Genomic DNA, 24,790 nt, shown 5'->3' with positions numbered 1-24,790 from the left:
AGAATCTGATGATGACTTTAATAATAACTTCAACGATAACTTTAATGATAATTTCAACGATAATTTCAACGATAATATAATCGATAATTTAAACGATAATATAATCGATAATTTAAATAATAACTTTAGCAATAACTTCAGTGATAACTTTAGCAATAACATTATCGTTGTAATTGTTGACAGTTTTAACAATAACACAGTTTAGTAAAGAATTTAAGGCAGGCAACCGGCAACGGTCCTGCCTTTTAAATGAGTCGATTAAAAAATCTGATGCCCGCCTTCCAGTGCTTCATTCAGCTGTTTGTCTGTGCACCTCCTCGCGGCTAAAGCATCTCGTTCTTTCATACATTTATACAAACAAAGTACGCTGTCATAGAGCGCTTCTTTCCCGTATTTCAGACAGAAACGTTTCCAAAGCTGAGTCACAACAGGTTTAAAGGATATGTAAATCAAAGGAATAATACTGTTCCCGCTGATAACCGAAAGTTTGTGATGAAAAGAAAAGGTGGCAAGAACCGTATCATCAATAGTTTTTGCAGCTGCAACCTCTTCCAGCAAACCTTCCAGACCCAGAATATCTTCATTTGATGAATTTTTTACAATTGAATCAGTTGCCAGATGTTCCAATGCCCGCCGCACTTCAATAATTGAGTATATTTCACCCTGACCAAGGGTATCTCCGTGATATTCCATAATGGCATTCAGGGTATTGATATTACCGTTCTTCCCGTAGTCTGCAACAAAAACACCCTGCCTTGGATGGACTTCTAAAAAGCCCTGTTTTTCAAGTTCGGAAAATCCACTGTTAACAACGGCACGGCTCACCTGCATCTGTCTAGCAATTTCCCTTTCCGAAGGCAGTCGGCTTCCAACCGGCATTTGTCCAGATAAAATTAAATCACGGATCTGATGAATAAACATTTCTTTTAAGCTTAACGCACTCAGTTTCTGAAATTCCATATTCTCCCCCTTATTCTGGCTCTGGTCATACCAGAGATTGACACTATTTTATCATACATTCTTACTAAAATTCAACAAATTTATATGTGATTATCACAGTTATTTTTTGCATTATTGCCAGTACACTGAGAATATTTTATAATAATATTGTTATGACTGAACCAGTATACTTATAAGAAACCACCATGCACCTTTTGGTTAAAAGGACAGCAGAGGAACAAATAAAAAGAAGGGAGCGCGGCACGTGAAAGATTTTAAAGTTCTGGAAATAAAAACAAGTGTCTTTGCAGACAACAACTTACAGGCTGGAAAGCTTCGGGAAGAATTAAAAGAGAAAAAGGTATTTCTTCTTAATCTGATGTCCAGTCCCGGCGCAGGTAAGACAACCACTCTGGTTCGTACCATTAATGGTTTAAAGGACGACTTAAGGATTGGTGTTATGGAAGCAGATATTGATTCTGACGTAGATGCCCGGACCATATCACAGACTGGTGCAAAAGCCATTCAGCTTCATACAGGAGGAATGTGTCATCTGGATGCGCAAATGACCCGCCAGGGACTGGAGGGCCTTGATCCTGACGGTCTAGACCTTGTAATTTTAGAGAATGTGGGCAACCTGGTATGCCCGGCTGAATTTGATACCGGTGCAGTAAAAAATGCCATGATCCTTTCGGTACCGGAAGGAGATGATAAGCCATTAAAATATCCTCTCATGTTTTCCATCTGCGATGTGGTACTGATCAATAAGATGGATGTATTGCCGTATTTTAATTTTGATCTGGAAAAATGCAAAGAGAATATCCGCCTGCGTAATCCAAATGCAATAATTATTCCCATCAGCGCACTGAAAGAGGAAGGAATAAAAGAGTGGACCGACTGGCTCCATAATGCGGTAAAATCCTGGTGTGAATAACAAATAAGATAGATAAAAACTTTGAAAGCGCCATATAAGCGCGGGAAAGGGAATTATGAGTGAATTAAGACCGAAAATAGTAAAGCTCGCTAAGATGGTGGGCGGTATTGCAGGAGTCATGAACAAAATCGATGAAAATTCTCCCGAATACTATTCACTGGACTGTGTAGTAACCGATGACATGGCTGATATTGCCATGATTATTGGACTGCGCAAACCCCGTACCTTCGAGTACATAGCAAAACGTTCCGGAAAAAGCAAGAAAGAAACAAAGGCACTTTTAGAACAGCTGGCTTACACCGGTGTTGCCAAAGTATGGAAAGATAAGGAAGATCAGAAAGACCGTTATTTTGTAAATATCTTTGCTCCCGGCATGTTGGAGATGATGGTAAATAACCGGGAACAGCTAAACCAACACCCGGAAATCGGAAAAGCGTTTGAAGAATACACCAGGCTGCGTCTTGCGCCCATGGCCGCCAAATTCCCTCAGGGAATGGCGATGATGCGTGTAATTCCTGTGGAAGAAGCCATCAAGAATATTAAAGGTACAAAACCATGGGAACATCTTTCCTACTATCTGGATAAGTATGATACATTTTCCGTATCTGACTGCTCCTGCCGCCAGTCACGCCGTGTGATTGAAGAGGGCTGCGGTCACCTGGAAAAAGATATCTGCATTCAGATGGGAGAAGGTGCTGAATATTATATTAAGACAGGCAGAGGCCGCCAGATTACCCGGGAAGAAGCAAAGGAAATTATCAAATTCGCAGAAAATAACGGCCTGATGCATGAAATGCCCCATACCGACGGACTGGGAGAATCAGCGGCAATCTGCAACTGCTGTGGCTGCGCATGCTTTTCCCTGCGTCTTGCAACGTTGTTTAATACCCCGGATTCCATACGTTCCAATTTTACCGCCAGGGTTAAGAAGGAAAATTGTGTGGCCTGCGGACAGTGTGTGGAGAACTGCCCCGTGAATGCGTTAACACTTGGCCAAAAGCTCTGCTCCAAAACACCTGTCACCATAAAGGCAGAACCGACTGCCCGCGACCATATCTGGAAAAAAAGCAACTGGAATGTGGATTACCGGGAGAACCGGAGAGATGTTTCAGAAGAAGGTACTTCTCCATGTAAGACTGCCTGTCCGGCACATATTTCCGTACAGGGATACATAAAGCTTGCTGCTTCCGGACGTTACCGGGAAGCATTGGAGCTGATTAAAAAAGAGAATCCATTTCCAGCTGTCTGCGGGCGGATCTGCCCCCATGGCTGCGAAAGTGAATGTACCCGCGGAGACATTGATGAACCGGTTTCCATTGATGAAATTAAAAAATTTATTGCGGATAAAGAACTGGATGAATCGGTTCGCTATATTCCGCCCATGCGTTATAATCTGGGCAATAAAATCGCTGTGGTTGGTTCTGGTCCTTCCGGACTTTCCTGTGCTTATTACCTGGCAATTGACGGATACAAGGTAACTGTATTTGAAAAGGAAGAAAAACTGGGCGGTATGTTAACTCTTGGTATTCCTTCTTTCCGTCTGGAGAAAGAGGTTCTTAATGCTGAAATTGATGTTTTGCGGGAAATGGGAGTTTCCTTCAAAACGGGAGTTGAAGTTGGAAAAGATATTACCCTGAACCAGCTTCGTGAAGAAGGATATGAAGCGTTTTATCTGGCAATCGGAGCACAGGGCGGCAGACGTCTTGGTATTGAAGGGGAAGAAGGCCAGGGTGTTATTTCCGGTGTTGATTTCCTGCGTAATGTGAATCTTGGAAGAAAGTCAGAATTATCCGGTAATGTAGTTGTGATCGGTGGTGGAAATGTAGCCATTGACGTGGCCCGTACCGCAAAAAGACAGGGGGCAGAAGAGATTCATCTTTACTGTCTGGAAAGTCCTGGTGAAATGCCGGCATTACCAGAGGAAATTGAAGAGGCGAAAAAAGACGGCGTATCCTTCCACAATGGCTGGGGACCCAAGGGTATTCTGACGGAAGATAGTAAGGTAACCGGAGTGGAATTTAAACGATGCACCAGCGTCTTTGACGCAGACCATCGTTTTGCGCCGAAGTATGATGAGAATGATACCATTGTTGTAAAAGCTGATTTTGTACTGCTTTCCGTTGGTCAGTCCATAGAATGGGGCGGACTACTTTCCGGCAGCAGGGTGGAACTGGGACGAGGCGGTAACGCATACGCCGACAGCCTCACATTACAGACAGCAGAGCCTGACGTGTTTGTAGGCGGAGACTGCTTCACCGGTCCTAAATTCGCAATCCATGCCATTGCATCGGGAAAAGAAGGTGCCATTTCCATTCACCGTTATGTACAGCCTGGTCAGTCTCTTGTATTTGGTCGTGACCGCCGTGAATATCACGCATTTGACAAGAATAACATTGCTATCGGGATACAGGATTTTGATATGACACCCCGTCAGAGACCGGGCCATTCACCTGAGAAAAAAGGTACATTCCAGGATGAACGAATGACTTTTACAGAGGAACAGTTAAAGAAAGAGACGGAACGCTGCCTTGGCTGCGGTACAGTAGAAATCGACAGTTACAAGTGTATTGGATGCGGCTTATGTACGACCAAATGTAAATTTGATGCAATCAGTCTGGAACGTACTTATGATACAGTTCCCAATACCTATGAAAAACTTCCTGTCAAGATCGCAACAAATGCAATTGTACGTACTGGAAAGATTGCTGCCACAACTCTCAAAGAAAGCGTCATCAACAGAAGCTGAACAGAAGAGGAGAGGTAACATGCATGAACTTGGTGTACTAAACTCTATGGTACATACCATTGAGCGTATTGTAAAAGAGCAGAACGTGACAGAGGTCAGCAAACTTGTCATTGAAGTAGGCGAGCTTTCCGGTATTGTTCCCAGATACTTAGAGCAGAGCTGGCCAGCTGCCTCCTATAAGACCTTTATGGAAAAGACAGAGCTGGAGCTTATTGTCATTCCAGGTATTGTAAAGTGCAAAGGGTGCGGCAGAGTATTCAATGCTGTTTACAGTGATTTATCCTGTCCTGACTGCGGCAGCAGTGATATGGAGATTTTAGAGGGTGATGACATGATAATTAAAGAGATCGTGTGCTGCTAAAGATTCACATTGAAAAAACAGACGTTTTCTACAATGAAAATTTACCTGTCATGGTATTTCATTTAGAAAATGTCTGTTTTTGTTATTCTAATTTTTATAAAGGACATTGATAACGTGGTTTCCCTGGGCTGTTTTTACCATATTCTATCGCTTCAACCGGACATTTACAGATACAAGCCATGCAGTGCGTGCAATTGTTACCCCAGACAGGCTTGTTTTCTTTTAATTCAATATTGTTCAAAGGGCATACCACCTTGCACTTGCCGCAACCGATACATTTATCATCTGCTTTAAATTTATCCGCTTTTACTACAAAACTATAAAACACAGGATTGGTAATGGAGCTCTTAATCCTGTCAGCAGCAGATGGGGGTCGTTTCTCAAAGATAGAATTATGTAAAATTACATTCACACAATCCTCAATGGCTGGCTCAGCATGCTGAATGATACGTTTTGCCTCTGGGGCTTCCGGGGCATTGTAAAGAGCAATGTAATTTTCTGGCATTATGATCTCCTTTACACCCTTAAAAGAGAACGTCTTAGTTTGACAAAGTCTTATCAGATACTTTTCCGCATTTCCAATATCGCTGCCACAATTCATGACAAAATAAGCATCTGTATTTGGTGAGAACTCTGTTCGGTTAATCCACTCTTCAACAACTTTAGGAATTCTCCACGCATAGGTTGGTAAGACAAACACAAGTGGTTTATGTGATTCTACCCTTGTAACGTCATTTTTCTTAATTCTGTCATTTATGCACAATAATTCGTCCTGTAATGCTTGTGATAATTTTTTTGCTATATAAAAACTATTTCCTGTTCCTGTAAAATAAAGAATCATATTAATTCACCACTCCGATCCGGCACGTCTTCCATAATTTTTTTAATATCTGAAAATAAAGTAATCAGATTCCCAAGTGTATTATCATCAGGATCAAGATAGTAATAAATGCAGGTCCCTTCTTTTCTTGATTTTACGATACCTGAATTTTTTAGAATCTGCATATGATGTGAAACCGCGGGTCTGGACAGATTTGTTTTTTGGGCGATCTCTATAACCCGGCTTCCGGAACACTCGCTTTTTAACATCATACAAAGTATATGCTGCCGCATTTCATCACCAAATGCAGTTAACACCTTTTGACAGGAATGAAACTCGGCCTCTAATCGTTCAATATCCTCCAACGTATCTTTCACATGGCACCTCCAAACTGTTTAAAAACTTGAACAATTAATAATATATCACAATTATCAGAAGAAAGTTCATTTGTAAAGAAAATCGAGATGGTTATCAGACCTTTACATACCCGAAAGCTGTAATAGCTTTTTAGCTGTATTTGCATTTCTGATTGTGACACTATTATATGCTGACTTTCCTACGATCTTTGACCACCTTGTTTTAGAAAATGTTTTTATGGGTGCTGACCAGAATATTACCTGTCCGTAATAACTCACCTGTTCATATTCCTCTTTGGCAATGCCAACCTCATGGATAATCTCCTCTGCAGTGGCGGGAGGTATGACAAATATTGTATTATGCTTTGATTGTTCATCGTGATCCCACCAGGCAGGTGCATTGCACAGGGCAGCGGATAAATCTTTCGCTGATATGATTGTAACAATGATGTTTAGACTAAATTGGCTGGCAATTGCAGATTCACAGATCTTTTTAATTTCTTCTTTATCTTCCTGTTTACTGGAGAAAATAACATTTCCACTGTTGATATAGGTGATAACATCTTCATACCCACAAGCTTCAAACATCTTTTTTAATTCTGGCATTGATATTTTATTTTTACCGCCAACGTTTATTCCGCGTAACAAGGCAATATATTTTTGCATTAGCATATCCTTTCTCGGTTTTTGCTTAAAATGTATCATTGATAAAAACATCATATCACATGTATAATTAATCTTACCATATTAAAATAACTGGTTTTGCAGTTGGGGTGAAGGGAGCAAACTTATATGTATGATATTGTAAAAATTAAAGCAGGATCAAATTGTTATCTTGTTTCAGAAAATGATTCATCAATCCTTGTAGATACGGGATTAAAGGGAAATGAACAAAAAATATTAAATGCGTGCAAAGGAAAAAACGTAACACTTATCATACTTACTCATGGTCACATTGATCATATACAAAACGCAGCATATCTTGCAAATCAACTGCAGGTTCCTATCGCCATGCACGAAAAAGATGTAGCGCTAATAAAGAATAATTTATGCCGTGTAATGAAATCAAAAGGATTTCCAGGCAATATAATAAGATTATTCTCAGTTATGAGTGCAAAATACGCAAAAATCCCAACTTTTATGCCAGACGTTATGCTAAAGGAGGGGGATCAACTGCTGAAATATGGAATCGATGGAGAGATAATCGAATTGCCTGGACACACTCAGGGATCCATTGGAATAAAGCTGAGAGACCAGAGTCTGTTGGCTGGTGATGCATTAATGAATTTTTTTACACCGGGAATTTCGTTATTGTATGAAGATTATGTACAAATGCAAAAGAGTGCAAAGAGAATTACCAATATGGGCAGACTCATGATTTATTTCGGGCATGGGGATGCAGTAGAAAACCGGACATGGGTAAAATAATACTTGACTAATCATTCTAGAAAAGATATACTTAGGACGAATTAAGAACGATCGTTCTATAATTTGAAACCGTAAAATATATCATAAGGAGCAGATTAAAATGGGTCTAATAACTGTAAATGAAGAAAGCTGTATTAAATGCGGGTTATGTGCAGAGGAATGTCCAAAAGCAATTATAAAAATGGAGTCATCTGGTCCGGTAGAAGTGAACCCGGATGGCTGCATTGCCTGTGGTCATTGTGTTGCCATTTGTCCCAAGGATGCCATGGACAACGTGAAATCACCCCTTGCACAGCAAAGTGCTATTGGACATATGTCCAAATTAAGCCCACAGGAAGCTAAGAATTTTATCCGGACACGTCGTTCCATACGTTCCTATAAGGATAAACCAGTGGAAAGAGAAAAGTTGCTTCAGCTGGTTGAGGTGGCCAGTTTAGCGCCCACTGCCAGCAATACACAAGGAATTTCATACATGATTATAGACGATAAGGAAAAGATTGAAGCGATAGTAGAAGAATATGTAAACTGGGTTGAAAATCATGAAATTTATGGTAAAATACTGAATGGAATAACAAAGGGATACAGAGAAAATAAGGTAGATACAATTTTAAGAGGCGCTCCCAGTATTATACTGGCATTAGCGGATAAAAACTTTTCTCATGGCAGAGAAAACTCCATTTTCTCTTTAACTTATCTTGAATTATTTGCGCCTTCTCTGGATCTGGGATCTTGCTGGGCAGGATTATTGGAAATTTGTGCACGAAGTGAAGGTTCTCCTATGCTAAAGCTACTAAATATACCGGAAGAAAAACAGATTACAGGTTGTGTCATGGTAGGATATCCCAAGTATAGCTACAAACGTTTTACAGAAAGACAGCCGGTATCCGTTACATTTTATCAGGAATAGACAGGAAGCCGCCGGTTCAATAAATGTTACCATATTAATATTGGGAGGTGATCAGATGGGGCGAAACAAGGAATTTGAAGAAGAAGCGGTTCTCCAGAAAGCGATGGAATTGTTTTGGAAACAGGGATATGAAAAAACTTCTATGAGCGATCTGGTAGAGTACATGGGGATTCATCGAAAAAGTCTGTATGACACGTTTGGGGACAAGCATGCGCTGTATCTAAAGGCTATCGATTACTATAGTGTCAGTATCTCTGAGAGATTAAAAACTGTGATATCACAGGCAGATACTGCAAATGAGGGCATTAAAAGTATCTTTGATATCATGATTCATGGCACAAATGAGAGACCATGGGGGTGCTTTATCGTAAACGCTGCCACTGAGCTGGCTCTCAGGGATAAAGAGGTAGAAGAGAAGATAGAAGCTGTATTCGCCCGATCAGAAAAGCTTATGGGAGATTTAGTCCGAAAAGGACAGGAGTCCGGTGAATTCTCATGCGGTTTAAGTGCGGAAGCATTGGGAGAAATTCTGCATTGTACATTACTTGGTATCCGGGTATATACCAGGACTTCAACAAGCAGGGATAAGTTAAACCATTTAGCAGATAATTTCCTTCAATTACTAAAGATTCAGAATAAATAAAAATAGAAGACCTTAACGGAATTTATTGTCCGCTAAGATCTTCTTTTTTAAACATAAAATAAGATTATACATCTTTTATCTCCCGTCACGTTCTAAAATCGCTTCAATCTTAATGCTGTCCAGTTTAGTATCTGCATATGCCGTTTCTCCTATATTAATTTCTAAATCGTAGCTGGCTGGATCGCCGCAGTAAGCAAAGGGTTTAAAAGAATCCTGGGGAAGCAACGTTTTTGCCACATCAACGCGAACTTTATCAGGAAAAAAAGTGACCATCTGAGCAGTCTCAATGGAACCGGCATGATAGTCAGGATTGAACCGGTCTTCACGGAACGGAGGGAATACAACATTATTATTCACCTCAATATTTAATTCCCACATAAAGTAGACCTTGAAATCCAAGGATTGGTTTGCGGCAGCCATGGCCTCTCTAATTATCTGGATATGTTCAGAATCTCCATGGGCATTCTGAATAAATACCCGTCTAAAACCCCAGTTTTTCAGCGATAGTAAAATATCAGTTAACAATCCTTTCATAATCTCAGGACGAATAGAAAAAGTACCAGCAAATCCGGCCGTTTCTTTACTGATCCCCCAGTACACAGGAGGCGCAATAAGTGCTTCAATCCCTTTTTCATAAAGCTCCTGTTTTAAAAAACGACATAACAGTGTACTTAAATAGAAATCCGCAGAGAGATCCATATGAGGACCGTGGCTTTCCACAATTCCTAATGGAAGTAAAACAATAGATCTACAGTCTGCCCCTGCCTGTACTTCCTTCCAGGTCATTTCTACCATAGTATCTTTGAATATATAAAAATCTTTCTGGATTCCGTAAGGTATTCTCTGATTCATTTTAATCTCCTCCGCATTAGATTAAGCTGATTATAACACAGGTGATGTAAAGCAGATATCTTAAATATAACTCTGGTAAAACTATTAGATAAAGCTATCAAAGTTTATAGTGAGTGCACAGACATAGTTTAAAAAAATAAATTATCCTTTACAAGCGACCGGTAGTCGCTATATAATAGACAGATGAGAAGCGACCAATGGTCGCTAAAAGGAGGTATTATCACATGCCAAAAGGTATTATGCTTTCAGCCCAGCAGCAGGAAGCGCGTAGGGAAGAAATTACTGGTGTTGCTTTGCGGCTTATAGCCGAAAATGGATTCCAGAAAACATCGATGCGGGAAATTGCAGTTTCAGCAAACATGGGAAAGTCCAGTTTGTACGATTATTTCAAAACCAAAGATGAGATTGTTGTATATGCATTTGAGAAGGTAATAGAAGAGAACTTACAAATCATACACAAAATTATTTCTGAGGAATCATCTCCAGAGCAGTGCCTAAGAAAAATCATGCTGAATCATCTTACCGTTCCAAAACAGTATCGTTCTGTGCTGATGTGGTTAAATGCGGAATCTGAATATTTAGAGGAAGGTTATCGAAACAGGCTGAAAGCTGCACGTTATAAATATCAGGATAGTATTCAATCGGTGATCGAAAACGGAGTGTATGCAGGCGTTTTTCGCAGGACTGATGCAGCTCTTATGACACGTTTACTACTAAATTCCGTTATTGCAATTGTCTACACGTCCCGGCCATCTGCCAGTATGGAAAAAATGCTGGATGAAACAATGAATATATTTCTGCACGGAATTATGAATGGGGGGAAGGATTATGATTGAATACACACTTCCCCTTGCGCAAACGAAAGCGTCTATTGAAATGGTTGGCGGAAAAGGTATGTCTTTATCAAAACTTCTGACGGCGGGAATTTCTGTACCAGATGGTTTTCATGTAACGACAGCTTCTTACCGTCACTTTGTTGAAATCAACCATATTCAGCCTTACATTAATAAAATGCTGGAGGAAATTCATTTTACTGATTCCGCACAGTTGGAAGCTGCATCTGCCCAGATCGGGTTGCTTTTTCATAGAGGAAAAATGCCAGAGGAAGTGACAGCAGCGATTCAATCAGCTTATGCCGGATTAGGAAGCATTCCAGTTGCTGTTCGTTCCTCTGCAACTGCCGAAGATTTGCCGGAGGCTTCTTTTGCAGGACAGCAGGATACCTATCTTAATATACTGGGAGAGTCCCAGGTCCTTGATGCTGTAAAGCGGTGCTGGGCTTCTCTGTGGACAGCCCGCGCGATTGCTTACCGCATGAAGAACAATATAAAACAGGAGCAGGTTTCAATTGCTGTCGTAGTGCAGAAGCTGGTGTTTTCCCATGGAGCAGGCGTTATGTTTACTCAAAATCCTATTAATGGCAGACGCAGGGAGATGGTCATTAATGCGGCCTGGGGGCTTGGTGAGGCGGTGGTATCCAGCTTAGTGACACCAGATACCATCATTGTGGATAAGAATACCGGACGAATTGTTTCATATAAGGCAGCTTATAAAGAGATCATGACGGTTCGCACCTCAAATGGAACGGAAGAAGTTTCAACTCCTGCAAAGTTAAGGAAAAAACATACACTGACCGGGGATCAGGTTGTGCGGCTGGCACAGCTTGGAAAGAAAATTGAAACGTATTATGAAATGCCCATGGATGTAGAGTGGGCAATGGAAAAAGACAAATTGTATATTGTCCAGGCTCGTCCGATTACGGTCCTGCCGCCGGAGTGGGTGCTGCCGGAAAAAGATGTGATATACACAAAGGGGAGTCTGGCAGAACACCTGCCAAATCCTGTCACACCTTTGTTTGCCACGCTTGGTCTTGGAATCATTAACCGTGCATCTGCACTTTTATGGGCTGATATGTTTGATAAGAGCGCAAAAAAACTGCTGCCGCGGAACGGTGCATATACAGTGATCAATGGATATGTCTATCTCTCTGCAAAATCAAAACCGCTACTGATTGCTGCAAAATCACTTTCTCCCCGCGCCCTGCGAAAGACGCTGACCAACAGTATCCCTCGTTGGAAAGCAGCGGGGAAAGAATTTGGCACAGTGGTAAAAGAATGGGAAGAAAAACCTTTGCATGGGATGAGCGCCCATCAATTGATGGAGGGAATTCAGTCTGTATTTTTCGCGGCATGTACTTATTTTACAAGAATCCAGCTTACTCTGCCCGCTGCTTCCCTCAGTGAAGCGTTATTTACAAAATTATTTACTGGAACAGTACGCCGGGCCGGTATAACAAATACTTCTGTTTTCCTGCTTGGTTTTGATACTATTTCTCTGCAATCGGAAAAGAATCTATGGAAGATCTCGGAATGGGCAAAGAAAAATAACTCCCTCAATCATTATCTGCAAAACAATTCCACAATAAATATAGAGAGAGATACCATGTCCCCAGCTGTACCAGCAGGAGTCACTGAGGAAGTATGGGGGGAATGGAAAAACCGAATCAATCTGTATTTTAAAGAATATGGCCGCACCGCGTATGAATTTGATTTTTCCTATCCAACACCTCAGGAAATGCTTACCCCAACTCTGGAATCCATAAAATCCTTTATGGAAGGGAAAGGGGACAGCCCTTTTTTACGCCAGTCAGTATATGAAAAACAGAGGAAACAGGCAGAAGATGCCACATTAAAGCTGATAGATGGCACCCGCAAAAAACTATTTTTAAAGCTGCTTAACTGGGCGCAGGAAACGGCTCCCATGCGTGAAGATGCGATATATCTGATGGGTTTGGGGCATCCGCTGATTCGAAGTATGTTCAGGGAGATTTCAAAACGCCTTATGGGAGGCGGAGCCATTCTACAATTGGAGGATATATACTGGCTTACAAAATCAGAATTGGATGCACTGGTAATTCAGTTGGATAAAAATATGCTTTTAACAGATCTGAAAGGGGGAATACCCGCCAGAAAGGCAGAATTCAAGAAATTCCAGGGTTATGTACCTCCCTCCAGATTGCCGGAGAAAAATGAAAATACTTTGTTACATGTGCCGCAGAACCGAAAAGATGGGAAAATTATATTGAAGGGAATAGGCACCAGCACCGGCGTTGTTACAGCGCCAGCCTGTGTCGTGCACAGCCCTGCAGACTTTGAAGGCTTTAAGCCTGGAAGCGTATTAATCGCCGTAACCACGACTCCGGCATGGACACCATTGTTTTCTCTGGCAAGTGCCATTGTAACGGATATTGGCGGCCCGCTCAGCCATTCAAGTATTGTTGCCCGGGAATATGGAATTCCCGCAGTCATGGCTGCTCACAACGCAACACGAACGATCCAGAGCGGTCAGATGATAACGGTGGATGGAGCAGCGGGGACGGTGACCATCAGCGGATAGTAAAGGCTATTTCATTTGGTTAAAACCGTTATAATTGGTAAAAATACGAATTAAAATAATAAAAGTCTTCTTTCAGATTGCAAAAAAATATGTTAAACTAAAATCAATTCCCCCTTGCTCCCGCAATCGCAGGCCGACTTTTCTAAGTCTTCCCATATTTATATTGTTACGATTACCAAGGCAATCAGGAATTTTTTTATTTTCATGGAATAACAGTAACATAGCAGGTCTGATTTCCAAAATCAGAAGAAAAGAGGCATTTATCATGGAGCGCAAAGTATCAATTTTAGCTGACAGGAGGAATTACTCATGGAAGAATGGCTGACATTGGCGGGAATTTCAGTAGGAACAATTGTGTTGCTTTACCTGTTTATATTTAAGATACTTGGTTTAAGAGTGATCAACTCAAACGAGGTAGCAGTCGTAGAAAAGTGGTGGAGTCTTAAGGGATCACTGAAGGATTCCATTATTGCCTTAAACGGAGAAGCCGGGTATGCACCTGGACTTTTGCGGGGCGGTATCCATTTCAAATCCGTACTGATGTATAAGATACATAAATATCCCCTCATTACGATTCCCCAGGGGCAGATTGCCTATCTGTTTGCCCGTGACGGTGCCCCCCTTTCCCCAGTGCAGACTCTGGGACGGATTGTGCCTGAAGCCAACAATTTTCAGGATGTTTCCGGATTCTTAAAAAATGGCGGACAGCGTGGACCACAGAGAGGAATCTTAAGAGAGGGTACCTATGCCATCAACCTGGCACAATTTATTGTCATTACGCCCAGCGCAATCAAATCCATTTCCAGCAATTTAAAGCAGGAGCGTAACGAACTGGTCAGCATGCAGAAAACCCTGGCTGAAAGAGAAGGCTTTTCACCCGTAGTGATTATGGGCAGAGGGGGCAATGAATCCAGTGACATGATGGGAATTGTTACGGTGCATGACGGAACTCCTATTTCCCAGGGAGAGATCATCGCTCCGGATGTGGGCGAGGAGCATGCCAGTTTTCAGGATCCGGAGAAGTTTCTGGAGCTTGGCGGTAGGCGGGGAAAACAGATCCAGATTTTAACGGATGGTACCTATTATATCAATCGTCTTTTTGCCACGGTTGAATTCCGTCCTAAAACAGTGGTTCCCATTGGTTTTGTAGGCGTTGTGGTTTCTTTCTTTGGCAGCGAGGGAGTGGATACCTCGGGAGAAAATTATAAGCACGGAGAACTGGTCAGCGTAGGCTCCAAAGGCGTACTGGAAAAACCTCTGATGCCTGGAAAATATGCGTTTAATACCGATGCGGGAAAAGTAGTACTTGTTCCCACCACCAATATTATCCTGAAGTGGAACAAAACCGAAACCGGCGACCATAAGTATGATGAAAATCTTACGGAAGTGGATATTATCACCAAGGATGCCTTTGAGCCTTCCCTTCCATTGTCCGTCGTTATGCATATCGACTACAAGCAGGCACCATGGGTCATTCAGCGCTTTGGTGATATTGGGATGCTGGTAAACCAGTCTCTTGATCCGCTGGTCAGTGCATATTTCAAAGATGTGGCGCAGACGAAGACACTCATCGAACTGATTCAGGAACGTAGTGCCATTCGTGAACGGGCAGTCCTTGAAATGAAAGAGAAGTTTGAAAAATATAATCTTCAGCTTGAGGAAGTTTTGATCGGCACACCGAAAACCACAGTAGCAGACACTCAGATTGAGAATATTCTGATGCAGCTTCGGGAACGTCAGATTGCAGAGGAAAAAAAGGTCACCTACCAAAAACAGCAGTCTGCGGCGGAAAGTGAGAAATCCCTGCGTGAAGCCCAGGCAGTAGCTGAACAGCAAAGTTTCCTGACCAAATCCAAGATTCAGATTGAGATTGAGGGTAACAATGGTGCAGCACTTGCAAGCCGTGCAGAGCAGGAATCCAATCAGATCATTGCTCTTGCGAAAGCCAATGCATCTAAAATCAAGCTGGAAGGCGAGGCGGAAGCTTCCAAGGAATCCAATGTGGGATTAGCCAAAGCCCAGGCCATTGAGGCACAGGTTAAAGCTTATGGCGGCGCAGAATACCGGGTCATTCAGGAGATTACGGATAAGCTGGCTGATGCTGTTAAAAATGCGACTGTTGATATCGTTCCCAAAACAGTGGTACAGATGGGGAGCGGAGAAAACGGAAATGGAGCCGGCGGAACCGGAACTGTAATGGATACACTGCTGAAATTTATTACTTTGGATAAACTTGGCGTATCCCTGCAGCATATGGATGAGCCGTCTGCTGTTACTTCGGAAGAAGAGCCCCTGGTCAAATCAGAACAAGCGGAAGAGAAAACCGTTTAAATTGCAGACATGAATAAAAGACCCGATAAAAGCCAATTTACTTTATCGGGTCTTATTATTTCAATCCTGTTATACTGGGCACAGAAAGGAGGCAGGATGGACTATTTAAAAGATATGAATCATGCACTTGACTATATTGAAAGCAATTTGGATGGAGAGATTGATTACTCCATGGTAGCGAAGCTGGCTTGCTGTTCCATCAGCTGTTTTCAACGGATGTTTTCCTATATCGCAGATATACGCTTGTCAGACTATATCCGGCGCCGGCGAATGTCATTAGCTGCATTTGAATTGCTAAACAGCAATATAAAAGTAATAGACCTGGCTGTTAAATATGGTTATGAATCCCCGGATTCTTTCTCCCGCGCATTTCAGGCAATACATGGAGTGGTTCCCTCTGTGGCACGCAGTGACGGGAAGTCTTTAAAAGCTTATCCTCGTATAACCTTTCATATTTCTATTAAAGGAGATGCTGAGATGAATTACAGGATTGAGAAAAAGGAAGCGTTTAGAATTGTAGGAATGAAGAGACATTTTCACGCACCTGAGGATGATCCGGGTGCTGTGGACAAATTTTGGAGGGAGGTCTTTAAAGACGGAACTTACGAAGCGTTAATCGGTTTATCCAATGGTGCCCCAAAAGGTGTTCACGGCTTTATTCAGGTGTTAAGTGAGGAAAACGTGGATTATACCATCGCATGTATCACGGATCAGGTGCCGCCGGAAGGAATGGAAAGCTTTGTGATAGGCGAATCAACCTGGGCTGTATTTGAACTGGAAGGTCCGGTGGGAAAAACATTGGAGGATGCATGGAAACGTATATTCAGTGAGTGGCTTCCTGCTTCAGGATATCAATATGCAGAATCTGTGGATATGGAATGCTTTCCTAATGAGGGAGACAGAGGTGCCAAAGATTTCAAATTTGAGATATGGCTACCGATTAAAAAAGAGTAATATATAAAAGATACCGCCAGATCCGGCGGTATCTTTTATTATGAATTGTCTTATTGTTATCTTGACAAACAATTAAATTGTATGCTACACTAACTTAAAGTTAGCTAAAACTAACATAATAAAATTCAAAGAAAGGAGTTCGTTCATTTATCGAGTTGAGAGAGCAGATTTGTAATTACCATTTAATAAAGGGGTTTTTAGAGCAGGCAATTGCTCTGATTCACAACCATGCATAAAATACCTTGTATCAACAAAAATACGTGAAGGAGATTTTTGAAAATGAGACATAAAATAAAAACGATTGCAGTCGCAATTGTCATGTGCCTGTTTCTGGGGGCTTGCAGTCAAAATTCCGCAAATAAAGATATATCCGTTTTAGCCCAACAAACTGCCACATTAGAACCGGCACAGCTGCGTACAATCACGGATTTGGGGGGAAACACCGTAAAAATACCTGCTGCTGCAGATATCCAGCGTATCGTGGTTCTTAGTCCTCCAGTAATGTCGTTTGTAGTAAATGCGATTCCGGATACAGGCACGATAGCAGGAATCAATGCGCGTGCCTTTACCACGTCAAATGTGGAAATTGTAAAAAAGGTATTTCCAAACTGGCAGTCTGTTGACACTTCTTTTGTTGACAGCAGTTTTACTATCAACAAGGAATCTTTGCTGGCTCTTAATGCAGATATTATTTTCTATTATGGTAATTTTCAGAAGAAAGGGTTAGAAAACATAGATATACCATGCATTGATTTTTTTTCAAAAGAGCTGAATGATCCGGAAGCGGTTTCAATCGCATGGGACAAACAGCTTCGTGACATTCTGGGGCAGAATTCGACCAGCAATCTGCAAAATGAGTGGAATACAACAAATGAAAAGCTGACAGAACTTTTGAAGAGGGAACATAAAAGGAAAACGGCACTCTGCATATTTTCAAATACTGCTGGCAGTATTGTGGTAAGCGGTACCGATTCAACGGATTCATATGCACATAGTTTTTTTGCCAAGGCTGGCGTAACCAATGCCGCTGTGGATATTGAAGGAACTACTGAAGTCAGCATGGAACAGATTTACAAATGGAATCCTGACATGATAATTGTGTTTCACGATTCTCCAGCACAATCAATTTTAGACAATTCCATAGAGGGACAGGACTGGTCACTGTTAGATGCGTGGAAAAATAAAGAGGTGTATGACGTTCCAAGAACTACTTATTCATGGATAACACCTTGTGCGGATTCGCCGCTGATGCCGTTGTGGCTGGTTTCAAAAGCTTACCCGGATCTTTTGGATGAAAGCAGTATGAAAACCTTTGTTTTAGATTATTATAAGCGCAACTACGACATCACTCTTTTCGATGCTGATATTGATACTATTTTAAATTTAAGGAAAGCTGCTAAAAAATGAACAAAGAGAGAAACAATCAATATAACAACGTAACCATCTTTCTTTTTCTGCTTTTGATTATCATTTCTATTTTTGCTTTACTTGTCGGACAATATTCAGTCAGTCTGTCAGATTTATTTGATATAATAACGAAAAAAACAGATCAGACTTTAGGCAATACCCTGGAAACTGCTGAACACGTACTATTTCAGGTTCGTATTCCTCGAATTATACTGGCAGGACTTGTAGGTGCTGGATTATCCATATCAGGTGCCGCCTTGCAGGGAACGTTTCAAAATCCTCTTGTAAGTCCGGATTTACTAGGAGTCTGCTCTGGTGCTGGTTTTGGAGCAGCATTGGGGATTTTACTGGGAAATGGTTCCGGATTATTCACTCCGGTACTGTCTCTGGCTTTTGGATTGATAAGCGTTTTTCTGGTGTACTTTTTTACAGGAACGAAAAACCATATCAACATTTTATACGTTATTTTAGGCGGAATTATCGTTTCATCTATTTTTACAGCTCTGATTTCATTAATCAAATATGTGGCTGATTCAGCACAAACACTTCCTGCTATCACATTCTGGCAGATGGGGAGCTTCGCAAATGCCACTTACCACGATATAAAAATTTCTTTTATTCCTGTTGTAACCGGAATTGTGGGGCTGATTCTGCTGCGGTGGAAAATTAACCTTCTTTCTCTTGGTGATGAAGATTGTTATACACTTGGTATTAATCCAAACAGTACACGATGGCTGATTATTCTATTTACTGCTTTGACAACAGCAGGATGTGTTACAGTTTCTGGTGTGATCGGCTGGGTAGGACTTGTAATTCCCCATATCTGCAGAAAATTTGTGGGGGTAAACCATGGTTATCTGCTTCCGACCTCCTGCTTAGCGGGAGCTGTATTTATGATACTTGTTGATACCGCAGCAAGGAATTTTACAGCGGCTGAAATCCCCATTGGAATTTTAACTGCTTTAATTGGTGCTCCTTTCTTTGCAGTCATCTACCGAAAGGGGACAGAAACGAGATAATAAGAAACGCGAAAGGAGGTGCTCATATGATCTTAGAAGTACATAATGGCTGTTTTGAATATTTCAGTGGGCGGCCCATATTAAAAAATATAATGTTTCATTTGGATGGTGGACAGATTATGGCAGTCATGGGCAGAAATGGTATTGGTAAGACAACCCTGATCAAATGTATTGTTGGCATTTTACCCTGGAACGAGGGCTTTTCCATGATAGAAGAGGTAAGAAGTCAGGTCAATAAACCAATTAAAGGTATCGGGTATGTTCCGCAGGCACATAAAGTTTCGTTTGCCTATTCCGTAAGGGATATGGTTGTATTCGGGAAAGCCGGTCATCAAACTTATCTGGCGGCTCCCGGAAAAAATGATTATGCGCTTGCGGACGATATACTCGATAAAATGGGTATCTATGATCTGCGGAACCAATCTTGTAATGAACTGAGCGGAGGTCAGTTACAGCTTGTTTTTATTGCCCGCGCTTTAATAAATTCTCCCAGACTTCTCGTTCTTGATGAACCGGAGGCTCATCTTGATTTTCGCAATCAAATCAGGCTTTTAAATTTAATTAAAAATGTTGTATTGGAAAATAAAATTGCATGTATTATCAATACTCATTACCCAAATCATGCAATGAGAATTGCTGATAAATGTTTCTTATTAGGCGAACATGATTACAGGGTGGGATGCACAGCTCAGGTAATGACCGAAGAGAATATTCGAACTTACTTTGGAGTTCACTCTTATTCCCACCAATTTCAATATAATGGAGAGACTATTACTACATTTGCATTTTTAGATGAGGTATAGGTAAAGCTGGTCTTGTTACCGGCTTCCGCCTCCACCGCCTCCTGAGAATCCGCCGCCGCCCATAGAGCTGACTCCGCCTCCGGTTCCCTCCATGTTTGCACTGGGGGTTGCAGCACTGGAAACATGGTTTGTCATGGTCATTAAATATAACATACTATAGGGATTGCAGCCGTACAGACCTGCAAAGGAATTAAAATATACCGGGTCAAGTGTTTTCATACTTTCAAGAACCTGTTCGCCCATATGAAACAGGGTGGCAAAGACAAGATAATCACCCCATAATGCGCCCTGGGAGGTCTGATATTGTTTTTGCCCACCCATATCTTTTAAATATTTTTGAAACCCAAGTATTCTGACTGCCTGCTCAAAGCCAGAAGAAGTGAAACGAAGAGTACCTTTTATGTCTTTGGCGGCAGCATTTAAGTGCATTAATTCATTGTCGCCTTCCAGTTTTACTGCTTTTTCCCAGGCAGTGAGCTTCTTATGCAATTTTTCTGAACGCTTTTCAATATCAGAAATTCTAAGAATTCCATTTTCGTCAGCTTCACTGGCTAAGATTTGATACAGGGAATTCTCCGCTTCAGTTCCATGAGGTTTATTCTGACCGAATACCACCGCTTCTTCTTTTTTCAGCTTTTTTCCGTCCTCATTTTCCCCATTCTCCATGCGGATATAACCTGCTTCCTGCCAGCGGATAAGATATGCGCCCAGCGCATCTAAGGGAATACCCCTGCGCAGCAGATGCATAGCGGAATATACGGCAGGAATACTGCCTCCAAAGGGAATGGTCCAGTTGATATCTATATGTTTCATTCCAGGAAGCCTCATAACGGTTCCATCTGCCAGCTTATATCGGGAATAAAAAAAGATACTTGGAATAATGACAGCTGCTGCCGCTGCTAAAATGGAAAAGAGAATCGGCATAGCCATATCAGATTTATCATTATCAGCCGATTTCTGCAATTTTTCAAATGACATACCGCCTGCTTTCGCCGTGGGAAATAAGCTTCTGTCAAAGCGGCAGAGCACATTTCCGTAATCATTTTTTCCCAATGCTTCTGAAGAGTAAGCAACCAGACTGCCATCCGGGTCAATATTCACCTGACCTGTAAAACCATAAGCCCAGATTCTGGAGTTGGCCTGGGTTAATTGTGTATCTGGCATCTGGATTTTTATGGAAATTGATTCAGGAGCGCTTGAAAGTTCTGATACAAACTGATGGTAAAATCCGGCATAGTCACCGTAATCTTTCACCAGGCCATCCAGTGTATATTGTATGGTATATTGATGGTCTCCATAGTTTCCAATTCCCCAGCAAAGTTCATATCCCTGAGAGGTTTTTAATATGCCGCAGGTACCGGCTTTTTCTTCTCTGGAACGCTTTGTATCCCAGTTTTCCAGAGTTTTGTATTGCTTTCCTGATTCGTCTGATACAAGAAGAGAATGAACACTCATTCCTTTCATGTTGTACAGCGCTTTATAATATTCCGTACCGTCAGATACACCGCGGACATCCCAGACTTCTGTTATAACGGCAGATCCATCTTTTTTTAACTGGACGTCTACAGTGATTGATGGAATTGCCTGTTCTGCCGCAAATACCGGGACTGCATTCATGAAAACGGCAACTGCAATCAGTAAAAAAAAGTGGAATAAACTTTTTTGTTTTATTTTCATTTTCTTCTCCTGTCTTATAATTAGTCAATATGTAACGAAATGTTGTTTAAAATACGCTTATTGTAGAGTATACCACATTTTTAAATTCATATCACATTTTAAACAATACTGCAAAATCAGAAGGAGCACTTCCTGTATCCATTGCATATCATATAGAGGGAGGCGATAATTCACAGATTTGCGAAATTGTGTCGGACAGCCAGTGGAAATCACCAGGGATAAAGGGCAGAAATATGTATTAAGGGAGAGAGTATATGATGAAGAAGCTATTAAGTGCAACAGCAGTATCCAATCCAACATGGTATGCAGATGAGAGAGTTATTTTTCATGGACAAGCAAAGCCCTATGATTATTATGGCGCAAAGGATCCCACCATTGTTTATTATGGAGGAAAGTATCATGTATTTTATACCGGTGCCAATCAGGGCGGTGGATGGCAGATGCTTTATACATCAGCCTCTACGATTTCAGGTCTTAAAAATGCTGCACGAACCTATATGAGTTCCATTGGAGAAAATTATTTTTGTGCACCTCAGGTATTTTACTTTGAACCCAAGAAGCTATGGTATCTGGTTTATCAGGATGGAACCCATGGAGCAGCATACGCAACAACAACCAATATTGCTGATCCAAAATCCTGGTCAGGGCCTAAATCCTTTGGCATTTCCGGAAACATGGGGTGGGATTATTTTGTGATTTGTGATAATTCTTATGCTTATATGTATAATACTCCAAGTGATGGTTCCGGTAAATTATATGTACGAAGAACTTCACTTTCTAATTTCCCGACAGGCTGGGGATCTCCATCCGTAGCCATATCAGACACGTTCGAAGGTGCAAATGTCTATAAGTCTCTGGCAGATGGTAAATACTATCTTGTAATTGAAGATCAAAAGGATGGCCGGTATTATGAATTATGGCAGTCAGGCAGCGCCGGAGGTCCGTGGAGCAAAGTGGCTGAGAAATGGGCATGGAGAGGAAATTTACAATATAAAGCGGACAGGTGGACCACCAATGTATCTCACGGTGAATTCATCCGTGCCGGATATAATCAGAAGATGGAGATCAATGATATTAATCGTGTTGATTTTCTTATCCAGGGTACCAACAACTTATCAGGTCCTTATCAGAAGATTAACTGGGATCTGGGAGTGATTAGAAATTACAAATAAGGAATACGGTTATAATCATGAAGTCAATACCAGAAACATTTTAAACGGTACAAGCTTCTAAAAGAGTGCATGTGCTGACAGGGGATGCTCGATGTGGCGTTCCCTGTCACATTATAGTCATACAAACGGCACTTTCGGTATTATTAAGCATTAACGTGCGAATTTTGGAACCTAACGTGTATAATTTTGGCACTTGGATTGAAAAGTGTGAGAAAAAGATTTAAACTTTAATTGCTAGCAAAATTATGGAATATTCTAAAGAAACCATCAACATAAGTATGATATTTTTTGGAGGGTAAAAGAATGAAATTAAGGAAAAGTTTATTTGCAGTCGCATTTTCGGGAATCATGTTGCTGACTCCTGTAACTGCACATGCGCAGGTTTATCAAGAGGCCAATTCAAATGAAACCATAGACCAGGCACAAACTATTATGCGTGATAACAAGACTGTATATCAGTATGCTACAGGAGATGATAGTCAGGCATATATAATAGATGGTTATTTAGATAACGCTGATGATACTGATTGGTTTAAAATTGATCTAAAAGCAAACCAAAATAATTATCTTGTGTTTTCACATTATAACTCCAGTACAAATTCCTCTATTGTAGAAATTTGTAATGAACAGGGGAATGTAATCTCTGGTAATACCTATAGGGCAGTCGGTGGAGGAGGTGTAAATATTATGATTAATACACCTTATACTGGAACATATTACGTAAAAGTATATAGCAGTACTTGGAATGGAAAACTTAATTATAGAATGTCTATTGGTGAACCAATATGTATGGGAAAGTCATATACTTATAAATTTGGAACCATAACCTTAGGGCCTTCTAACAGTAATTGGTCAGGTTCAGCCTATTTGTCTACGGAAAAGTTACCTACGAATGCAATTGTACGAAATGTAGATTTATCTGGAGTAGTGTCCTCAGCATATAAAAGTATGGCATTTCGTAACGAATTTGTTTCTTGGAGAGATGTGACTTTTAATGGTTATAATACTCCTTGTACACAGCAGTATAGATTAAAGCAGACCTGGCAGATAAAATATGTTGGAAGTAGTAGAGATAGAAAGGTAAATCCGACATTAACGTTATATTATACATATCCGCTAACCATGGAAAACAGTGCATTTTGGAGGTGATGAGTCATAGCAGACATAAGAATTAATCCTGGGCGTGCTCAATTACTCCAGGATTATAGAACACATAATAAGCTTTTAGAGCAAGGAACAACTCAAAGTGTTAAGATGGATAGAATTGAAATTTCTGAACATGGCAAAAAAAGTATATCACAGGCCGAAAAAGCTGCTAATAGAAGAAAAATAGATATGGCTGATGGGGCAGTAAGTTTCGATCATAATTCCAGGGTTTTTACACTTCCTGATGGGACTAGGATATCAGCTGATGATGTTTCGTCTGAAATTGGTGAAGATGAATATGTTACAATTCGAGCAAATGACAATGAACTTACTCTAGAGCCAGGAAATTACTATCGTCTTGTTGATAAAAATGGGGAAATAACCACTTTTAGTTGTGGCAAATATGGCTTAAGTTCCTCCTCTTTCTCTCAACATATATTAAATGGTACATCCATGGTTAATAAAGATTCTTCAAAAGTAGAACTGCTTGCATCTCTTGCAGATAATGCAAATACAGTAGGAGTATCATTGTTCTACCAAAATGACTGGGTAATAAATACATTGAAAGATTATGGTTTTACCCCTGGAAAAGTATCAATACATATAAATGGAGGCAACTGTGGAGATTTTTATCTTGGACACAATGACCGGCTTTATACTATTCCTGAGACACAGTCACGGATTGAAGCAATTAATCTTACAAATCATTTAGAATACGGTGCACCAATAGGCTCTGTATGGAGAATTAACGGAAAAGAATATCCAATGAATGAAAATGGATATTTTAAAATTCCGTTGGACGTAATGTGTGAGCCGGGAAGTATGGAAATCGTGGATGCCAAGGGAAATCCGGTCATATTGCATGATCCGGATGTTTAAATTCAGTTTACATGATCAGC

At 41.0% G+C, this 24,790-nt stretch carries 22 protein-coding genes; 16 read left to right on the top strand and 6 right to left on the bottom strand.

Annotation, left to right across the window (positions count from 1 at the left end):
* Nucleotides 1–258 precede the first annotated feature (258 nt).
* Nucleotides 259–960: a FadR/GntR family transcriptional regulator gene (locus BXY41_RS12270; RefSeq protein ID WP_104437148.1), complete on the bottom strand. Its 702-nt coding sequence runs from the start codon at nt 958–960 to the stop codon at nt 259–261.
* A 244-nt stretch (nt 961–1,204) separates the two neighbouring features.
* On the opposite strand from BXY41_RS12270, the gene hypB reads away from it, so the two are divergent.
* From hypB to BXY41_RS12255, 3 genes are read left to right on the top strand one after another with little or no spacing between them, the layout of a single operon-like run.
* A complete protein-coding gene (gene hypB / locus BXY41_RS12265) occupies nt 1,205–1,873 on the top strand; it encodes a hydrogenase nickel incorporation protein HypB (RefSeq protein WP_104437147.1) in 669 nt (222 codons plus the stop codon).
* Between the two features lie 55 nt (nt 1,874–1,928).
* Nucleotides 1,929–4,619 carry an FAD-dependent oxidoreductase gene (locus tag BXY41_RS12260; RefSeq protein WP_104437146.1) on the top strand — a complete coding sequence of 897 codons (2,691 nt, stop codon included), beginning with the start codon at nt 1,929–1,931 and terminating at the stop codon, nt 4,617–4,619.
* Nucleotides 4,620–4,638: 19 nt separating this feature from the next.
* Nucleotides 4,639–4,980 (top strand): hydrogenase maturation nickel metallochaperone HypA, encoded by a 342-nt coding sequence (locus tag BXY41_RS12255; protein ID WP_104437145.1) that lies wholly within the window; start codon nt 4,639–4,641, stop codon nt 4,978–4,980.
* Nucleotides 4,981–5,074: 94 nt separating this feature from the next.
* Here the strand turns inward: BXY41_RS12255 and BXY41_RS12250 are convergent, their stop codons facing one another.
* From BXY41_RS12250 to BXY41_RS12240, 3 genes are all read right to left on the bottom strand, one after another.
* Complete coding sequence (locus tag BXY41_RS12250) at nt 5,075–5,821, bottom strand: EFR1 family ferrodoxin (protein ID WP_104437144.1); 747 nt, start codon at nt 5,819–5,821, stop codon at nt 5,075–5,077.
* Complete coding sequence (locus BXY41_RS12245) at nt 5,818–6,177, bottom strand: ArsR/SmtB family transcription factor (protein ID WP_146088574.1); 360 nt, start codon at nt 6,175–6,177, stop codon at nt 5,818–5,820. The genes BXY41_RS12250 and BXY41_RS12245 overlap by 4 nt, the downstream gene beginning before the upstream one ends.
* 102 nt (nt 6,178–6,279) lie before the next feature.
* Nucleotides 6,280–6,876: a DUF1697 domain-containing protein gene (locus BXY41_RS12240; protein ID WP_242980184.1), complete on the bottom strand. Its 597-nt coding sequence runs from the start codon at nt 6,874–6,876 to the stop codon at nt 6,280–6,282.
* Nucleotides 6,877–6,948: 72 nt separating this feature from the next.
* On the opposite strand from BXY41_RS12240, the gene BXY41_RS12235 reads away from it, so the two are divergent.
* From BXY41_RS12235 to BXY41_RS12225, 3 genes are all read left to right on the top strand, one after another.
* A complete protein-coding gene (locus tag BXY41_RS12235; protein WP_104437142.1) occupies nt 6,949–7,584 on the top strand; it encodes an MBL fold metallo-hydrolase in 636 nt (211 codons plus the stop codon).
* Nucleotides 7,585–7,684: 100 nt separating this feature from the next.
* Complete coding sequence (locus BXY41_RS12230) at nt 7,685–8,491, top strand: nitroreductase family protein (protein WP_104437141.1); 807 nt, start codon at nt 7,685–7,687, stop codon at nt 8,489–8,491.
* Nucleotides 8,492–8,546: 55 nt separating this feature from the next.
* On the top strand, nt 8,547–9,134 hold the full coding sequence (locus BXY41_RS12225) for a TetR/AcrR family transcriptional regulator (protein ID WP_104437140.1): 588 nt from the start codon (nt 8,547–8,549) through the stop codon (nt 9,132–9,134).
* A 75-nt stretch (nt 9,135–9,209) separates the two neighbouring features.
* Here BXY41_RS12225 and BXY41_RS12220 read toward each other — a convergent pair whose 3' ends face one another.
* Nucleotides 9,210–9,986: a creatininase family protein gene (locus BXY41_RS12220; protein ID WP_104437139.1), complete on the bottom strand. Its 777-nt coding sequence runs from the start codon at nt 9,984–9,986 to the stop codon at nt 9,210–9,212.
* Nucleotides 9,987–10,210: 224 nt separating this feature from the next.
* Between BXY41_RS12220 and BXY41_RS12215 the strand changes: the two genes are divergently transcribed.
* From BXY41_RS12215 to BXY41_RS12185, 7 genes are all read left to right on the top strand, one after another.
* A complete protein-coding gene (locus tag BXY41_RS12215; RefSeq protein ID WP_104437138.1) occupies nt 10,211–10,822 on the top strand; it encodes a TetR/AcrR family transcriptional regulator in 612 nt (203 codons plus the stop codon).
* Complete coding sequence (locus BXY41_RS12210) at nt 10,815–13,382, top strand: PEP/pyruvate-binding domain-containing protein (RefSeq protein WP_104437137.1); 2,568 nt, start codon at nt 10,815–10,817, stop codon at nt 13,380–13,382. The genes BXY41_RS12215 and BXY41_RS12210 overlap by 8 nt, the downstream gene beginning before the upstream one ends.
* A gap of 309 nt (nt 13,383–13,691) precedes the next feature.
* Nucleotides 13,692–15,713: an SPFH domain-containing protein gene (locus BXY41_RS12205; RefSeq protein WP_104437136.1), complete on the top strand. Its 2,022-nt coding sequence runs from the start codon at nt 13,692–13,694 to the stop codon at nt 15,711–15,713.
* Nucleotides 15,714–15,809: 96 nt separating this feature from the next.
* A complete protein-coding gene (locus BXY41_RS12200) occupies nt 15,810–16,667 on the top strand; it encodes an AraC family transcriptional regulator (protein ID WP_104437135.1) in 858 nt (285 codons plus the stop codon).
* 279 nt (nt 16,668–16,946) lie between these two features.
* Complete coding sequence (locus tag BXY41_RS12195; protein ID WP_104437134.1) at nt 16,947–18,074, top strand: ABC transporter substrate-binding protein; 1,128 nt, start codon at nt 16,947–16,949, stop codon at nt 18,072–18,074.
* Nucleotides 18,071–19,093 carry a FecCD family ABC transporter permease gene (locus BXY41_RS12190; protein ID WP_104437133.1) on the top strand — a complete coding sequence of 341 codons (1,023 nt, stop codon included), beginning with the start codon at nt 18,071–18,073 and terminating at the stop codon, nt 19,091–19,093. The genes BXY41_RS12195 and BXY41_RS12190 overlap by 4 nt, the downstream gene beginning before the upstream one ends.
* A gap of 26 nt (nt 19,094–19,119) precedes the next feature.
* Entirely contained in the window at nt 19,120–19,896 is a 777-nt protein-coding gene (locus BXY41_RS12185; RefSeq protein ID WP_104437132.1) for an ABC transporter ATP-binding protein, read from the top strand.
* Nucleotides 19,897–19,911: 15 nt separating this feature from the next.
* Here the strand turns inward: BXY41_RS12185 and BXY41_RS12180 are convergent, their stop codons facing one another.
* On the bottom strand, nt 19,912–21,573 hold the full coding sequence (locus BXY41_RS12180; RefSeq protein ID WP_104437131.1) for a DUF2207 family protein: 1,662 nt from the start codon (nt 21,571–21,573) through the stop codon (nt 19,912–19,914).
* A 254-nt stretch (nt 21,574–21,827) separates the two neighbouring features.
* On the opposite strand from BXY41_RS12180, the gene BXY41_RS12175 reads away from it, so the two are divergent.
* From BXY41_RS12175 to BXY41_RS12165, 3 genes are all read left to right on the top strand, one after another.
* On the top strand, nt 21,828–22,745 hold the full coding sequence (locus BXY41_RS12175) for a non-reducing end alpha-L-arabinofuranosidase family hydrolase (RefSeq protein ID WP_104437130.1): 918 nt from the start codon (nt 21,828–21,830) through the stop codon (nt 22,743–22,745).
* Nucleotides 22,746–23,048: 303 nt separating this feature from the next.
* A complete protein-coding gene (locus BXY41_RS12170; RefSeq protein WP_104437129.1) occupies nt 23,049–23,894 on the top strand; it encodes a pre-peptidase C-terminal domain-containing protein in 846 nt (281 codons plus the stop codon).
* A gap of 105 nt (nt 23,895–23,999) precedes the next feature.
* Nucleotides 24,000–24,770 (top strand): hypothetical protein, encoded by a 771-nt coding sequence (locus BXY41_RS12165; protein WP_104437128.1) that lies wholly within the window; start codon nt 24,000–24,002, stop codon nt 24,768–24,770.
* Nucleotides 24,771–24,790: the final 20 nt, after the last annotated feature.

The organism is Lacrimispora xylanisolvens (assembly GCF_002934545.1).
Classification (GTDB): Bacteria; Bacillota; Clostridia; order Lachnospirales; family Lachnospiraceae; genus Lacrimispora; species Lacrimispora xylanisolvens.
The sequence above is the reverse complement of the archived record's forward strand: the minus strand, read 5'-3'. Positions and strand labels throughout refer to the sequence as shown.

Coding starts and splice junctions, on each gene's coding strand:
- BXY41_RS12270 (WP_104437148.1), bottom strand. CDS start 960: ATGGAATTTCAGAAACTGAGTGCGTTAAGCTTAAAAGAAATGTTTATT.
- BXY41_RS12260 (WP_104437146.1), top strand. CDS start 1,929: ATGAGTGAATTAAGACCGAAAATAGTAAAGCTCGCTAAGATGGTGGGC.
- BXY41_RS12255 (WP_104437145.1), top strand. CDS start 4,639: ATGCATGAACTTGGTGTACTAAACTCTATGGTACATACCATTGAGCGT.
- BXY41_RS12250 (WP_104437144.1), bottom strand. CDS start 5,821: ATGATTCTTTATTTTACAGGAACAGGAAATAGTTTTTATATAGCAAAA.
- BXY41_RS12240 (WP_242980184.1), bottom strand. CDS start 6,876: ATGATGTTTTTATCAATGATACATTTTAAGCAAAAACCGAGAAAGGAT.
- BXY41_RS12235 (WP_104437142.1), top strand. CDS start 6,949: ATGTATGATATTGTAAAAATTAAAGCAGGATCAAATTGTTATCTTGTT.
- BXY41_RS12230 (WP_104437141.1), top strand. CDS start 7,685: ATGGGTCTAATAACTGTAAATGAAGAAAGCTGTATTAAATGCGGGTTA.
- BXY41_RS12225 (WP_104437140.1), top strand. CDS start 8,547: ATGGGGCGAAACAAGGAATTTGAAGAAGAAGCGGTTCTCCAGAAAGCG.
- BXY41_RS12220 (WP_104437139.1), bottom strand. CDS start 9,986: ATGAATCAGAGAATACCTTACGGAATCCAGAAAGATTTTTATATATTC.
- BXY41_RS12215 (WP_104437138.1), top strand. CDS start 10,211: ATGCCAAAAGGTATTATGCTTTCAGCCCAGCAGCAGGAAGCGCGTAGG.
- BXY41_RS12210 (WP_104437137.1), top strand. CDS start 10,815: ATGATTGAATACACACTTCCCCTTGCGCAAACGAAAGCGTCTATTGAA.
- BXY41_RS12205 (WP_104437136.1), top strand. CDS start 13,692: ATGGAAGAATGGCTGACATTGGCGGGAATTTCAGTAGGAACAATTGTG.
- BXY41_RS12200 (WP_104437135.1), top strand. CDS start 15,810: ATGGACTATTTAAAAGATATGAATCATGCACTTGACTATATTGAAAGC.
- BXY41_RS12195 (WP_104437134.1), top strand. CDS start 16,947: ATGAGACATAAAATAAAAACGATTGCAGTCGCAATTGTCATGTGCCTG.
- BXY41_RS12190 (WP_104437133.1), top strand. CDS start 18,071: ATGAACAAAGAGAGAAACAATCAATATAACAACGTAACCATCTTTCTT.
- BXY41_RS12185 (WP_104437132.1), top strand. CDS start 19,120: ATGATCTTAGAAGTACATAATGGCTGTTTTGAATATTTCAGTGGGCGG.
- BXY41_RS12180 (WP_104437131.1), bottom strand. CDS start 21,573: ATGAAAATAAAACAAAAAAGTTTATTCCACTTTTTTTTACTGATTGCA.
- BXY41_RS12175 (WP_104437130.1), top strand. CDS start 21,828: ATGATGAAGAAGCTATTAAGTGCAACAGCAGTATCCAATCCAACATGG.
- BXY41_RS12170 (WP_104437129.1), top strand. CDS start 23,049: ATGAAATTAAGGAAAAGTTTATTTGCAGTCGCATTTTCGGGAATCATG.
- BXY41_RS12165 (WP_104437128.1), top strand. CDS start 24,000: ATGGATAGAATTGAAATTTCTGAACATGGCAAAAAAAGTATATCACAG.